The 13,060-nt window shown below is 60.2% G+C and carries 16 protein-coding genes; 3 read left to right on the top strand and 13 right to left on the bottom strand.

From position 1 onward, the window contains the following. The 10 genes from VMY05_00220 to VMY05_00175 all read right to left on the bottom strand — a co-directional run. On the bottom strand, positions 1–469 hold a 469-nt coding region (locus tag VMY05_00220; GenBank protein HUV29501.1), incomplete at its 3' end, for a hypothetical protein. Between the two features lies 1 nt (position 470). Beyond that, entirely contained in the window at positions 471–1,181 is a 711-nt protein-coding gene (locus VMY05_00215) for a DNRLRE domain-containing protein (GenBank protein ID HUV29500.1), read from the bottom strand. A 67-nt stretch (positions 1,182–1,248) separates the two neighbouring features. Continuing rightward, a complete protein-coding gene (locus VMY05_00210) occupies positions 1,249–1,545 on the bottom strand; it encodes a hypothetical protein (protein ID HUV29499.1) in 297 nt (98 codons plus the stop codon). Further along, positions 1,538–1,912 carry a hypothetical protein gene (locus tag VMY05_00205; GenBank protein ID HUV29498.1) on the bottom strand — a complete coding sequence of 125 codons (375 nt, stop codon included), beginning with the start codon at positions 1,910–1,912 and terminating at the stop codon, positions 1,538–1,540. Before VMY05_00205 ends, VMY05_00210 begins: the two co-directional genes overlap by 8 nt. A 10-nt stretch (positions 1,913–1,922) precedes the next feature. Further along, positions 1,923–2,735, bottom strand: coding sequence for a hypothetical protein (locus tag VMY05_00200; GenBank protein ID HUV29497.1), 813 nt, complete (start codon positions 2,733–2,735; stop codon positions 1,923–1,925). Positions 2,736–2,739: 4 nt separating this feature from the next. Next, positions 2,740–4,152, bottom strand: a complete 1,413-nt coding sequence (locus VMY05_00195; GenBank protein HUV29496.1) for a hypothetical protein — start codon at positions 4,150–4,152, stop codon at positions 2,740–2,742. Positions 4,153–4,204: 52 nt separating this feature from the next. Next, on the bottom strand, positions 4,205–5,308 hold the full coding sequence (locus tag VMY05_00190; protein ID HUV29495.1) for a hypothetical protein: 1,104 nt from the start codon (positions 5,306–5,308) through the stop codon (positions 4,205–4,207). 12 nt (positions 5,309–5,320) lie between these two features. Continuing rightward, positions 5,321–5,743, bottom strand: coding sequence for a hypothetical protein (locus tag VMY05_00185; GenBank protein HUV29494.1), 423 nt, complete (start codon positions 5,741–5,743; stop codon positions 5,321–5,323). 83 nt (positions 5,744–5,826) lie between these two features. Beyond that, positions 5,827–6,240: a hypothetical protein gene (locus VMY05_00180; GenBank protein HUV29493.1), complete on the bottom strand. Its 414-nt coding sequence runs from the start codon at positions 6,238–6,240 to the stop codon at positions 5,827–5,829. Next, the gene (locus tag VMY05_00175; protein ID HUV29492.1) at positions 6,227–6,538 is read right to left on the bottom strand and encodes a hypothetical protein; all 312 of its coding nucleotides are present in this window, start codon (positions 6,536–6,538) and stop codon (positions 6,227–6,229) included. The genes VMY05_00180 and VMY05_00175 overlap by 14 nt, the downstream gene beginning before the upstream one ends. Positions 6,539–6,617: 79 nt before the next feature. Here VMY05_00175 and VMY05_00170 point away from each other — a divergent pair, with 79 nt between their 5' ends. Next, a complete protein-coding gene (locus tag VMY05_00170) occupies positions 6,618–7,322 on the top strand; it encodes a hypothetical protein (protein ID HUV29491.1) in 705 nt (234 codons plus the stop codon). On the opposite strand, the gene VMY05_00165 is transcribed toward VMY05_00170, so the two are convergent. Continuing rightward, entirely contained in the window at positions 7,313–8,827 is a 1,515-nt protein-coding gene (locus tag VMY05_00165) for a hypothetical protein (protein ID HUV29490.1), read from the bottom strand. The genes VMY05_00170 and VMY05_00165 overlap by 10 nt on opposite strands. A 258-nt stretch (positions 8,828–9,085) precedes the next feature. Here VMY05_00165 and VMY05_00160 point away from each other — a divergent pair, with 258 nt between their 5' ends. Beyond that, complete coding sequence (locus tag VMY05_00160; protein HUV29489.1) at positions 9,086–9,433, top strand: PEP-CTERM sorting domain-containing protein; 348 nt, start codon at positions 9,086–9,088, stop codon at positions 9,431–9,433. A 91-nt stretch (positions 9,434–9,524) separates the two neighbouring features. Here VMY05_00160 and VMY05_00155 read toward each other — a convergent pair whose 3' ends face one another. Together VMY05_00155 and VMY05_00150 are read right to left on the bottom strand one after the other, a co-directional pair. Beyond that, positions 9,525–10,820: a terminase family protein gene (locus tag VMY05_00155; protein ID HUV29488.1), complete on the bottom strand. Its 1,296-nt coding sequence runs from the start codon at positions 10,818–10,820 to the stop codon at positions 9,525–9,527. A 35-nt stretch (positions 10,821–10,855) separates the two neighbouring features. Next, on the bottom strand, positions 10,856–12,013 hold the full coding sequence (locus VMY05_00150; protein HUV29487.1) for a hypothetical protein: 1,158 nt from the start codon (positions 12,011–12,013) through the stop codon (positions 10,856–10,858). 461 nt (positions 12,014–12,474) lie between these two features. On the opposite strand from VMY05_00150, the gene VMY05_00145 reads away from it, so the two are divergent. After that, positions 12,475–13,050, top strand: a complete 576-nt coding sequence (locus tag VMY05_00145; protein HUV29486.1) for a PEP-CTERM sorting domain-containing protein — start codon at positions 12,475–12,477, stop codon at positions 13,048–13,050. The last annotated feature ends 10 nt before the right edge of the window (positions 13,051–13,060 follow it).

Here is a 13,060-nt window from a genome sequence, read left to right as displayed (position 1 = left end):
TGCCGGAGCGCTCCGCCGCCAGCCCGGCTGAATCCAGCCCGCTCTCGAAGTTCGAGTTGATGATCTGGAAGTACCCGTGGACCGGCGTGATGAGGTCTGCACCCGTGTTGTCGTCGACAACCAATATGTAGGTGAACACCCCGTCCGCCGTGCTCGATCCGTCAAGGACAGACACCTGTTCGGTGTACGCGTAATGCTTGCCGCCGTTGAAATCCTCCCAATCGTAGGACTTGAGACTGGCGTCATCGTAAGCCATCGAGTCCTTGAAGACCACCGTCCCGCCGGGTGAAAAGACGGTGACATACACCGAGTCACCGCCGGCCAGATCGACCGGTTTGGCCAGACTGTCAAGCACCTGGAACGGTATCGAAAGCGTGTCTCGCGTGGCGGTCCTGTTAACAATCCCAAACGCATTGAGAGCACCCGGGATCGTCAGGCAGAGCACCAGCCAAACCAACAGTCTCTTCACGTTATCTACCTCCTGTGAGTAACTTCCTGCGTCGCGGGAGCAGCACCTCGCCGCCCTCGGTCGTGGCCACTTTTACGTATGGTCTGTTTCCGGTTGTCGCGTGGTCGTCACTGCAGAAGAGGATGTTTTTCCAGTTGTGACTATCCTCGATCGGCGCAATCATAAACCCCTGTGCGTTCGCCGTATCGGTTCCGTCCCACGTCTGGACCAGTGACGTCACGTCGAACGCGAACCACTCACCGGCAATCGTGTCGCCCACCCCGGTATGCACGTCATACATGGTGCTGGTTCTGTCGGTGCCGCTTCCGTCGGCCCCGGCCGTTGTCCAGGCCACGCCGCCGGGGTCCTTCTGCGCCGAATCCCAGCAGATCTCCGTCTCAACGGAGTGCCTCAGCAGGCCGTAGACACCGAACTGCATGGTGGTCGCGCCTTTGCTGTCGGACTCATGCAGTTTGACAAACAAGCTGCACGACGTAACCGCTTCCCCGTACAGAGAATCCTTCAGCTCCGGCCAGTCAGCGACTGCGCGATAGCGACCGGTGCTTGATCCATCCTCGTAGATCTGAATGTAATCGCCCGATCCGTAATTGTCCCCAGTGGCCAGCTTGGACATATAGGACGCATCCGCGTCGTAGCTGCCGGCTCCAAGCGTAAAACTCCCGGCCTGAGCCGGCACCGGCAACAACAGGAATACAAGCAACCAGTGTTTCATGAGACAGCCCGCCTGAACGAGTTGACTCCGGCGCCGGCCGCCCGGGCGCCGCACCTGAAACGGCGGTCTACTTCTTGCTTCCGGCACGTTCATCCTTACCGTCACGAGCCTGTACCTCGACCTTCTTCCCCGCCAGAATCTCGCGGCGAATCTTCTCCAGGCTTTCCCAGAGTTCCTTTTGCGCCGATTTGTCCGGCGATACCTTGCGATGGAGTTCGATCATCTTAAGCCAATCCCCCGGTTTCATGTTTTCGTCTACCTGTTTACACAGCGACTTGTAGCCACGCAGTATGAGATCGAAAAGAAGCCGGTCAGCCGTCTTTTGCGCCTCAGCCCGACCGGATGTCCGGCGCGACTTACTCACCCATTTCCAAGATCAGCAGGTCGGCCGTGACCGCGGTCGGCGCGTCGGGGTCGCGGGCAATCTTGAATTTCTCGTTTGATTCCTGGCCGACAACAAAGACCAGGTGTCCCTCCTTTGATCGCGGAAAGACCCTCGCCGCGCCGATGGAGTCAGGGAGCTGGTTTCCTCGGTGATCGGTAAGCTCGCTGAACGAGATTTCCTGCTCGGCCTGACCGACTTCACCGGCGCCGAACAATACTGAGGTCGTGGAGTCGACGTTTTCCTGAGTCAGATACTGCACCTGCCCCAGACCCGGCAATCCCCAGATTACGACGTCGGGTACGAACCAGGCCCGGCGTGATTTAAGCAATTCCAGTCCGCTAAGCATGATTCCCCCTTTACGCCCGCCTCGGCGCCGATGCGTTCATACCGGGCGGCCGAAATGACCGCAGGAGCCTGGCTGCTTCCGCCGCGTATTCTTCGGCCAGCTTCATCCAGGCCAGGGCTTTCCTGTCACCGCTGTCCGTGCCGGACAGTTCGCGCACCGCGGACGTGCGGCAGACCACTTCCAGCGCCCGATATGTGGCAGCCGTAACCAGCATCGGATCGGCACCGAACTGCCGGTCCTTGTCCACTTCGCGTTCGACCAAGCCGTTGGCCGTGATCACCGCGTTGTTCACAACCTCATCGTCAAACGTCTGGTAAACCGGGCTGTAATCCAGCCAGAGGGTTTCCCCGCCGGCGATGTCGCCGGCGGCGAGCCTACGGATTTCACCCCGATCGGCCCGCACCTCGTAGTCGGCACCGGCCGTATACTCCCGGTAGGCGATGCACCAGGCGGTCACGTCCTGGCCAGCCGACAAGGAGCCGCCGTCCTTGATCATGAGTTCACCGGTCTCATAGTCAACGACGTAGTCGGCGTTTTCGACATAGACCGTGCCGAGGGAGCTGTCCGATGCCACAACCACTGATCCCGGCACCAGGGGCGATGTACCCAGGGCATTGCGTCCAGCGCCGAGCGTCACGTCAACGCGGGTCGGCTCGTTTGCCTGAAGCGATTTTACGACCAGTGAGGACTGATCAACGGCGCCGCCGTAGAACGATATGTAATCGTCCGACCTTATGACAACAGCCTGGTTGCTGACACGTCCCTGGATGGGGAACCGTGCCACCAAGTGATGCCTGACCTGGTCGGCGTTTGTGTACGACATGACCTCACCTCCTCACGATCAGCTTATGTAGCTCCGAGACGGCCGTTGCCTGTGTCCCGACCGGCCCGGTGGCGTATGATGATATGACCTCGATCCGAATCCAGAACCGGTTGAGCGAATCGATGGAGCACTTCTGCCAGTCGTCAGGGACGTGCATGTAATCCTGCCACAGAAGTATTCGTTCGGTAGCGGCATCCAGGTGCGACATCCCGCCCGCCGGCGTCAACGACTTCCAAACGCTGCCGTCCCAGTAGGTGTAGCTCACGGTGCCGCCGCTTCCGGCCGTTGACAGAACAAAATGCGCGTAACGAAACGGCGCCTCCATCCCCAGATAAATCTGATCGCCGGTGTCTCCGACCAGGCAACCGGACTTGGAATGGTAAAGATCGCCGACGGTGCCACTGGCCGCCTCGCTTGTGCGATCCTCGAAGGACTCGGATGACGCGTCAAACAGGATCACCGAATCAAACGGGCAGGCACGCCGGTCAAGCGCCTCCGGTGCCGTGAAAACCCCTGCCCTGCGCACCGAGTACTTGACCACGTGCTGGGTTCCGTTAAAAAGTGACAGGTACAGGATGGCCGGAGCCTGCGCCCGAAAGAATACGTTGGGCGAGGTGCAGACCGCCGAGTCAATCTGTACTACGGGACTCCAGCCGTTCCCATCGTACTCACGGTAGTACAGTCCCTGCGCCTCGTAAACGAGAGCCAGAAGCCCGTCGGATCTGACCGCAGCGTCAAAGTTCTGCGAAAAGGAACCGCCGCTACTGATCACGAACTCCGAGGTCCAGCCGCCACCACTGAGCGGACGGCAACACATGGCAATCTTCTGCAGGTCAATCGTGTAGATCACGATGACGTCGTTCAAACCGATCAGCGTCTTGGCCCAGAGATTCATGCTCGGACCGGCCAGTTCGGTGCCCGCGTCCGAGCCTCCCGACCCCCAGCTTGCCCCGCCGTCGGCCGACGACTTGATGTACAGAGTGCACACGGGAGGGGAAAAGCAGGCATAACTCACCCAGAGCTTGCCCGACGATTCGCGGACGATTGACGGACTGTAACACTGACCGCCGTCGTAGATCGTCACCTGGGAGCCGGCTGACCAGGTCCCGCCCGAGAGCGTCAGCTTCCGAGTCACCAGGTAGCAGGTGCCGGTCGCCGTGTAAACGAGGTGGATATCCCCGCTGGTCTCGATGAGACAGTCGAAAGCCGTGTCGGCGGCGTCCGACACGAGCGTTTGCAGATTCGACCACGAGGTGTACGGAGGGTCTGCGTAGGACAAGGCAATGTCGCCGGCTGACGACTGCATGAGCGCCGCCAGCCGTCCGCTGAATTCTCCCGCCGCCACCTGCAACAGTCTCCGCCCGAACGATTCGCCGAGCGGCGCCAGCGCCGAAGATTGTATGAGCTTGTTCTGCATGGTTCCCCTGCTTTACGGCACGGAGCCCGGAAAGCTCCGGGCTCCGCACGTCTTATGACCACACCGTGTCAAGAATCACCGAACCGTCGCCGATCACCTTGGCATACGAGACGGACTCGGAGATGACCGCCTCCTCAAAGCGCTGCTCGATGATCTTGTCGTATTCGACGGCCAGCGGCTGCGTTACCACTTCCTCCACGGCGAAGCGATGATCCATACCGATCACGAAGTCCGTCGGTACCTCATCGGACCGGATCAGCGTGGCGCCGAGCGGGCTGAACAGATCGCCGCGATTCTGGAAGCGGTACCCGGCCAGCGGGTCCTTGAACTCGTCCATGGTCAGGATGGTCTTGAGGGTGTTGACGTGGCAGATGATCGTGTTCATCTCGAAGGGCGCGAACTGGGCCCACAGCGAGATGAGATCATCGTACGTCAGCGACCCGCCGGTGGCCGAATTGATCTTTGAGGCCGCGTTGTCATTACCATCGCCGTTGATGATGCAGTCCACGACCATCGCGATCTTGTCCGTCTGCATCCGGAACCCGATGTACCAGAGCAGGACCCGGAACTGCGACGTGGTGCGGTAGCGGAGAGCCTTGTAGCTAGCCCGCAGCGCCAGCCCATAGTCCGCCACGTTGACGGCGTGCGTTTGCTCGGTGACCAGCAGATGCGGCACTTCGGCGCCGTCGCCGATCGGTCGCAACGAGAACCTGTTAGTATTGGAGGTGTCGACGTGGAACGGCGTGTAGCGGTTGCTGGCTACAGCCGTGCTGTTGGCCACGAGGCGCCGCAGTTCCGGACGCATGGCCTGACCCTTCTTGATCTCCCGCAGCATGAACTCCGGCATCAGGGCCGCCGCCTTCTGGAAGAACTGCTCGACCGTGGTCGGCGCTTTCCCACTCAGGCGAATCCCGGCCAGCGCAAGCTGCCGCTCGAAAGCGTCCAGCGGACATCCCGCAGGTGTCGGGTCGTACTCCTCATGTTCGAGCAGTTCCGAAAGCGTCGCCCCCCGCGCTTCGGCCTCAACGTAGAAATCGCGGTTCACTTCGACCCCGGCCGCACGCGAAAGATCCACCTGGCCCACAAGAGACTCCCTGCCGGCATCGGCTTCCGCCCGCGTTCCGGCGGCGGCATCGAACATCGTATTTAGATCCATGTGACCCCCTTGTTAGTTGAGAAGAACGAGACAGTCCGTCGTGCCGTTCACTTCCAGGACCGTCCCCCTGGCAATATTACCGCCGGCCGGATCGTCGCCGGTAAGCGCCGGCGCCTGCTTCACCGTGCCGCTGCCTCCGCCCACGATGCGGTCGGCAGGCGACGGGTACGTCGATGAGATCGGCAGCCGACAGACACCGCCGACCTGAACGGTAGCCAGGCGATCACCGTCGTCGCCGTCGGAGAGAGTGAGGCTGACAAGTTTCCCGAGGAGTTGACCGCCGTCCGTGATCGGCCCGACCTCATAGTTGCCCGTCAGTTCGACCGCCTGACCGATGTGGTCGTCCTTGAGGTCATCGACACCGCCCGTCTGCTTGATCGAAAAGGTTGCCAAGACCGGTGCTATGGTGTCAAGGTTCTGTTCCCGTACTGACATGATTCCCCCTGTAATTTCGCTGGTTCCTGTATCCTGTCTATGGGAGGCTCCCCCGCGTAAGGGGGAATGCCGGCTCCCACCGGCTACTTGTAGACACTTACATCCTGCCGGCTTGAACCGGGTCTGCCGGATTGGCGAAGCAGGCCGAAACTGGCCGGAAAGCAGTCGCGAAACCGCGCCGCCACCCGCCGGTAACAACTCACCAGCTCCCCGGCCGGCATCGATTGCAGAGACTCGACCAGGGTCAGAGCCTCCGGCCATGAATCCTGCCTGCGGTCCAGCGCCGCCATCGCCTTGACCATCCCGCCAATACGCTGCTCGTAATCGCTGCGCAGGTGCTCAAGCTGCTCTTTTAGTTCCCGACGGTCATCCTGAACGCGAGCCATCCGGGACAGCCACTCCCTGAGACGGTCGAAATCGATGAGTGACATGCTCTCGTCGTTGAGCGTCTCGAGCAACTCCGTGACGTAGTCGGTGTGACTCTTACCGTTTTCCAACGCTCCCTCCTGCCTGGCTCGTCAGGTAGTGTTCAATCCTCGTCAGTCGGTTCTCGACTTCCTGCGAAAACCTGTAAAACTGCTCTTTGCTTACCACTCCTTCCCTCAGAAAGACCTCAAAACCGCTCAGCTTTTTGTCAAGGGTTGCGACTACCGCTCCTTCTGCCTTGGCCGCCAGTTCGATCTTGAGCGACTGGATAGTCATGAAGTACGCGGCAGCGAGACCGAGGGCGAGCACAAGCAGGTTGAGCAACTGTCCCCCTAAATGAAGCGGCAAATGTACTGATCCGTTCGACATGCGCCAAACCCCCAATCTTTTTTGTTGACTGGCCGTGCGAAACGCGCACAGGTTGCCTTCGGAGAAAGGAGAAGCTGCAGTGAAAAACATCTGGTCTGTCTGTTTTTTGTGTTTTTGTTTGTTCACAGCCGCCTGCAGCGACGATTCCGAAGAAGAGCCCGGCCCCGGTCCCTCGCTGATAGTCACCGGCACCGACATGCTCGGCCTCACGGATGGACGCACGCTCGAGTATGCACGTGTCGATACCACCGTCACCTGGATCCGCGGCTACAAGGTTGAAGTGGACACCGGCACGCAACTCATTCGCGTCTCCGGCGGCGGCAGCGACTGGGTGATCAAGAATGATACCGTCCCGCTTCTCAATCTAAAGGTCTCGTCCCCTTTTATCATGCAGAACGGATACTGGCGAAAGGTTGGTGACCTTGACGCTATCGTCTGGTTCCAGACGCCGGCCGTCGTGATGGATCGCACAGCGGACAAGGACGTATCCTGGGATGGTGCCCTGCCGGTCTATGAAGCCGATTCGGGAAGCTTCAGGGTTGCCTTCTTTTTCGGCTACTTCGGCTTCTACTTCACCAAGACGTTCGTCGGTACCGAACAGGTCTTTGTGCCTGCTTTCGGCGGCGCTACATACCGCTACGAGGTACACCTGTATAGGCACGCCGGCGACAAGGAACCCCTGGCCTCGGTGGTCGAGAACTACGCACCCAACATCGGACTGGTGCGTCAAACCTTCCGCGGCGAAGGCCTCACCAGAGTCCTGAGTCTGAGAACCTACGACTGAGCACCCTGCCGATAGAACAGGTATTGCCTTCTCCCCCCGAGCAGCACGGGGCGGAAGATGAACCGTTCTCGTGTTTTCCCTCCCGTCAGAACCGCCATGCCATCACCCTCGGCGTCCACGCCCGAAACCTGCCCGGATGCAACCGTGCACGGCGACGCTTCCCCGGTCTCTGACGGCGGCCCGGCCAGCCGGCGGGCAACGAAGCGCCCGCCCTTCATTAGACGCTCCACATCAAGTCGGACGATCTCGAAGCACGTCACGTCACCGCCATGACGGACCGTGATCACGCCGTCGCCGGGTCGGCGATCCTGCGTGATGGTGTACTCCAAGCGGTACACCTCCGGGGCCGAAGGCCTGTAATGATAGCCTCGGGTGCCGGCGGGCGAACGCCCGGCCGGCCAGATTTCCACACCGTCACGTGTCATGATCTCAAGAGCCTTGCGGTGCAGATCGCCCCGGCAGACCACCCTGTAAGGTATCACCCTGACCGACCGCTGGACTGACTTGTCCGAACAGGATAACGCCGTTCCCGCGGTTTCAGGGTACAGCGTCAACACCAGACGGCGCACCGGTGACTCGGCCCCGGCCAGGAAGCTCTCGACCTGCCGCCCGCTACAGCGCTCCTTTCCCCGATATCCGACAAGCAACCCGTGACCGGTGTGCACGCCTGGAGGGACTTCCCCGCACAGACGCGCCACCTCCGGGTGGTCCACGACGGAACCGTCACGTCGCGTCACGACGACGGTCTTATCACGAACGCCGATCAGAATCGGTATTCCGTCGTACCGCGGTACCACGAGATAATCCGCCGAGGGATCGAGATCCGTCAGGTTCACGATCGTGGCCAGATGTCGGTCGGCTGTTTCCGGGCTGTCATCCGCGCCGTCAGCTCCGGACTTCAGATCCCGGGACACCGACGTGTCCCGCAGGGCTCCACGGTAGACCAGAGACGTCTCCAGAACCCGTTCCAGTTGACGGTAGTTGTACCAGCAGGAGACGATTGTGCCGTCGTGACGGTATTCTCGCAACGGTTCATGTTCGCACTCGCGGATGTCCTTGTTACATACCGAGCACTCAGGCAGGCAGTACGTGAAGGCGACGGAACACTCCTTGTAGATGCCGCCGTCGATGTTGTCGCGCAGGTTCTCGGAACCTTCGGCCGACTTGAGCCAGTAAAAGTAGCTTTTTACCCACTGCACGTCGCCGCGCATAACGCTCGTGGCGTGGAACGTACGTCCGACCGGCAGCTTGTCCCGGCGGTGCCCTACCATTACCGGCGAATCGACCAGCAGCGAGGCCAGCCGTTCGTGCTCGTCCCGGGGAAACCTTCCCCCGAAACTGTTTACCTGATCGGAGACTACGTACATGGCGCGGATGTACACGTCGTCGGCTCCAAGGGTCGTCGGTGGATCAACGTTCCGGTTGATCAGATCGATCAGTTCTGCCGGGACACGCTCGCCGGGCTCGGCGAGTTGTGCACTGACTCGTGCCAGACTTACGGCCATTTTTCCTCCTGACCTGTCTTTTTCCAAGGACCTGCCCGCCCGACATTAACGGCAGTTCGGCGGCGAAACTGCGCAAGTGGTTGCCGGATGCTCGGGCTGCCTTCAGGCCTCGGTCTCCGCCGCGGAATCCGCGTAAGCTCCTGTCTTATAACAGACTAACGGGTCAGTTTGGCCCGGCCGGCAGCCCCCGGCACAACCTTTGCTCGCTGAGGACACAGCTGTAACGAATTACCATTAAGTGACCGGAAGGTGATTGTGATGATGATTTACAGACGAAACCCCAGCCAGCCGCTCAAGTGGCTTGTCGCCCTGATAATTTTCGGTCTGGCTCTGGGGGTTACCTTCGACACCGTCGACGGATTCAACCTGCCCGGTAACAATTCCCAGAGCTCTGATCAGAACCAGGTCGATCAAACTCAGAAACCCCCGAAGTCGCCGCCCCAGGCCGATCAAACGGCACAGATGCCGCCCGGTGACGGCGACGGGATTACTAACCCGCCGGAGCGCGATCCCGGCGCACCTACTAACGTCCCGGAGCCGACCACCTTGCTGCTGCTGGCCGGAGGACTTGGCGCCATCTATTTGCTGCGGCGAAGAAAAGCTTAGTACAGTCTCCCCAACCCTCCTCCCTGAAGCGCCCGTTGAGTGTCCTTCCCTCAATGGGCGTTTCCTTGCCGCTGACCGGCGGCTCGGGACGTCAGACTCGGGCCAGCCGCGGCCGGATCTGGGGCCGACTACGCTTTCTCAACGGCCAGAGCGCCAGGGCCAAAGCCATGAGAGCATCGCAGTCACTGTTTTGATCCCAGCGTGCCTGCCGCAGTTCATCCTCCAGCGACCACACCCCTCCTGTTCCGTCCGGCATCTCCCACCGATCATAAGAAACAGCGTCACGGGCATGGAAAAGCTCAACGTTGGTCAGCAGTTCCGCTTTCACGGCGGGCGTGAACACCACCGCCTCCGGATTGTACTCCGCCAGTTGCTCGACGACGACGTCACCCAGGCCGGTGGCATCGATGATCAGTCGCCCCGGATACATCCGCTGACGAGCCTTGACCTTCTCGATTACCACCATCCAGTCAAACCGCCTGAAACGCTCCAGCCTTACGACTCTCGCAACACCGTCGACCAGTTCGACGGTCACGCCGACCGTAGCCGTCCGCTTGCGCGCCAGGTCCCATCCGGAAAGATAAGAGCGCCGCGCGGCGGTGACCGGTTCCGATACCCCGGCAGCCTTCTCCAGGGCGCGATCAACGTACCTGCCCGGCAGGATCTCACCGCCCGAATCCACGAACTGACCCATGATGTTCTGTTTGAGACGGGCCTCGTTGAAATACCTGACGCGCTCGTCCAGATAGTCGCGCGAGACGAAACCGTTTTCCCTACTGTCCCCGGACTGAACGTATCCGGGCCGTTTCCTCCGTTCGATCTCCCTTACGCGACGGTAGAACCAGTTCCTGCCGTTCGGCGTTGAGACGAGATCCAGCCGTCCCGCCCGGTCGGCCAGCCGCATCATGATGACCTCCTCGACCACGTACTCCGGATCGGTCTCGAACGCAACCTCATCGAAAATGAACAGATCATAGTCATTGCCCAGCAGGTACTCCCCTCGGTTCTGGGTGGATCGAGCTTCAATCGACGCACCGTTACCGAAGGTGAGGCTCGGGTGTCCGCTCCGGGAACTTGCCGTCACCAGCGACTCGAGAAGGGGCGAACGCCGAATGAACCGCACCACCTGGTTGAAGGTCAGGTTGGCCTGGTCCTGCGTGATCGATGCCACGACGGCCCGGTAGCGGCCGCAACGGTCGAACTCCAGCCGCCGGGGACGGTATATCGCATGGTGAATCAGTTTTACCGCCGAGACAAATGACTTGCCCCAGCGATTACCGGTCACGAGAACGTTTTCGCGGGCCGAGGATTCAGCCAGCCACCGCCGCTGGCCGTCATGAAGCTCTGCGCCGAGAAAGCGCTTGGCGAAGAAGGCCGGCTCGACCATCCCTCGCCGCCACTCCGCCGGCGTCGCGCCCGCTCTCAGATTAGATTCTCCGCCTTCTCGCGCGCCGATACCTCGTCAATCAGGCCGGCGTTGTATAGCTTGAGGATGTTCTCGATCTGCCCGGACTGCACTGCCAACGTGTCAACGGCCTGGTATGCAAAGGAGTTGTCAAAGACGAAACGACACTTCACGTCCAGACCGGCCAAGGCCAGATCGAGGTTCCCCAGCCATTCAAGGAAATGCGCGATCTCCGTCTGCACTGAGCGCACCTGGCGCATCACGACGTCGAACTTTAAACTCGCCCAGGTGGTAGTCGCTCCGTACGAGTAACCCAGGAGATACGGGGCCAGGTTCGTCCCGGCGCAGATATCCTCGATCATCGCCCGGTGATTCATGAACCAGCTGTTCGACACCTCGCGGCTCTTGTCCGGACCTATATAGTCGACGGCCACGTTGTCCCACGTCACCGGGTTGTCGTCTACCTCGCACGACCTGATCATCTTGACGGTCGAGTCGAAATAGCCGTCTATTCGGTCCGTGTAGGCGTCGTCAGATTCTCCGGCCAGCCGCTCCGGCGGCGTTATCCTGACGTGCAGACGGTGGTAACCGGAATTGTGGCTCGACCGCCTCATATCATCCACGAGTTGCTGCTCGATGTAACTGACGAACGGGATAGGCTGAAGGATCGAACGACCAAACGGCGCCTCGACGCCGTGGCGCAGCGGAAGATAGTAGAAATCCGGCCTGTTCAGGTCTATCCGGCTGTTCTCCCGCTCCAGCACCAGCCGCCATTGACCCCGCGTTTCCTCACGAACGATGTCAATCGGATCCACCGGAAAAAACTGATCGATACCGGAACCATCCCGGTGCACTACGACAAACCCGCAGAACATGCCGTCCCTCAGAAGCGACGTGACCAGGCCCGGAAGCAGCGTCACGAGACCGACGCGGTTGCCTAGAACGTTGGTGTAACCCTGGCTCCAGAGTTGGTCAAGGCGCCGCTGCGCCCTGTCCGCCTGGGCGGTCCTGCCGGTCTCCGCTATTCGATATTCCCCCGGAGCCGCCATCAGCCTGACCCACGTCCACAGGCACGCATTGATGATCGGCAACTGATCGGCCAGGAACCGGTACAGCATGATCCGATACCGCCCACTTTCAACGTCGCTGTTCGACCATGTCAGCAAGGCTCCCATTCGGTCACGGGAACGCAACCCGGTCGTTTGCCGGAGTTTCACAAGGCGCGGCAACCCCGAACTGCCGGGAGGGGTACCGGCGAGCACTGAGGTTTCGGTCGGTTTGCTTTTCATAAGGAACCCTTTTTCTGGCCTGTGCTCACCCGCCAACAACGCAGGACCGCCATCTATTTTGCCCCGGCCACCGCCGCAGATCGTGCTGCCTGTCCCGACCCCAACAGGCTTGGTAATCAGCCCTATCGGATGCGTTGACCTGTGTGCAAATTGTGAACAATCTTGCCTATATTATGTAAGGACCTGCCGAGACTGCCGGCCCTGGCCACCGGGTAAACCGCAGGGGCACTTGTAACCTGCTGCCCACCATGAGATTAAGATGGAGCGGTTGGTCCGGTTTGGCGGCATGTGATTTGCTTCATATATGTCGGTAAAATGGATTGATGCGTCTTCCAATGGGAGTGGACATGAAGATATTCCTCTTCTTCGCTATGGCCTGCGTGATTCTCATTCTCGGTTCCCCGGCGTCTCAGGCGTACGTGTACACGTTCAACCCCGGTCCGGCCGATCTCCAGGATCTCAATGAGTATAATGCCTACACGTGGGGTATAGACTGGCAGTCCGATGAGGAAATCAGGGAGGTTGTACTGACCTTCAGGGGCATTGCTGATTACCGCGTTGAGGACAATGACTTTCTATACATTCATCTATTGGACGACGCCCAGATCGGCACACTTCGTATATTTGATCGTGACGCCACCGCCGACTTCTTTTCCGGCCAGGGTATACTCATCGACGCATGGTCGGATCCCCTGGGTGGCGGCCCCGGAATAGACCTGACCTATACTTTCAGCGACCTGGGACTGATCGACTTGTTCAGCACCTATGCGGCTGACGGCAGGTTTGGCTTTGCCTTTGACTCGGACTGTCACTATTTCAATGACAAGGTTGAGCTTACCGTGACGACCGCGGTGCCGGAGCCCGCGACTTTGATCCTTCTTGGCCTGGGTCTTGTCGGACTGGGAGCCTTGCGGCGTAAGTAATCAGGAGCCT

Source organism: Acidobacteriota bacterium (genome assembly GCA_035529075.1).
Taxonomy (GTDB): Bacteria; Zixibacteria; MSB-5A5; order GN15; family FEB-12; genus DATKXK01.
The sequence above is the reverse complement of the archived record's forward strand: the minus strand, read 5'-3'. Positions and strand labels throughout refer to the sequence as shown.

What these genes read in the sequence shown, in the direction of transcription:
- VMY05_00215 (HUV29500.1), bottom strand. Translation starts at nt 1,181, where the DNA reads ATGAAACACTGGTTGCTTGTATTCCTGTTGTTGCCGGTGCCGGCTCAG.
- VMY05_00205 (HUV29498.1), bottom strand. Translation starts at nt 1,912, where the DNA reads ATGCTTAGCGGACTGGAATTGCTTAAATCACGCCGGGCCTGGTTCGTA.
- VMY05_00200 (HUV29497.1), bottom strand. Translation starts at nt 2,735, where the DNA reads ATGTCGTACACAAACGCCGACCAGGTCAGGCATCACTTGGTGGCACGG.
- VMY05_00195 (HUV29496.1), bottom strand. Translation starts at nt 4,152, where the DNA reads ATGCAGAACAAGCTCATACAATCTTCGGCGCTGGCGCCGCTCGGCGAA.
- VMY05_00190 (HUV29495.1), bottom strand. Translation starts at nt 5,308, where the DNA reads ATGGATCTAAATACGATGTTCGATGCCGCCGCCGGAACGCGGGCGGAA.
- VMY05_00185 (HUV29494.1), bottom strand. Translation starts at nt 5,743, where the DNA reads ATGTCAGTACGGGAACAGAACCTTGACACCATAGCACCGGTCTTGGCA.
- VMY05_00175 (HUV29492.1), bottom strand. Translation starts at nt 6,538, where the DNA reads ATGTCGAACGGATCAGTACATTTGCCGCTTCATTTAGGGGGACAGTTG.
- VMY05_00165 (HUV29490.1), bottom strand. Translation starts at nt 8,827, where the DNA reads ATGGCCGTAAGTCTGGCACGAGTCAGTGCACAACTCGCCGAGCCCGGC.
- VMY05_00160 (HUV29489.1), top strand. Translation starts at nt 9,086, where the DNA reads ATGATGATTTACAGACGAAACCCCAGCCAGCCGCTCAAGTGGCTTGTC.
- VMY05_00155 (HUV29488.1), bottom strand. Translation starts at nt 10,820, where the DNA reads ATGGTCGAGCCGGCCTTCTTCGCCAAGCGCTTTCTCGGCGCAGAGCTT.
- VMY05_00150 (HUV29487.1), bottom strand. Translation starts at nt 12,013, where the DNA reads ATGGGAGCCTTGCTGACATGGTCGAACAGCGACGTTGAAAGTGGGCGG.
- VMY05_00145 (HUV29486.1), top strand. Translation starts at nt 12,475, where the DNA reads ATGAAGATATTCCTCTTCTTCGCTATGGCCTGCGTGATTCTCATTCTC.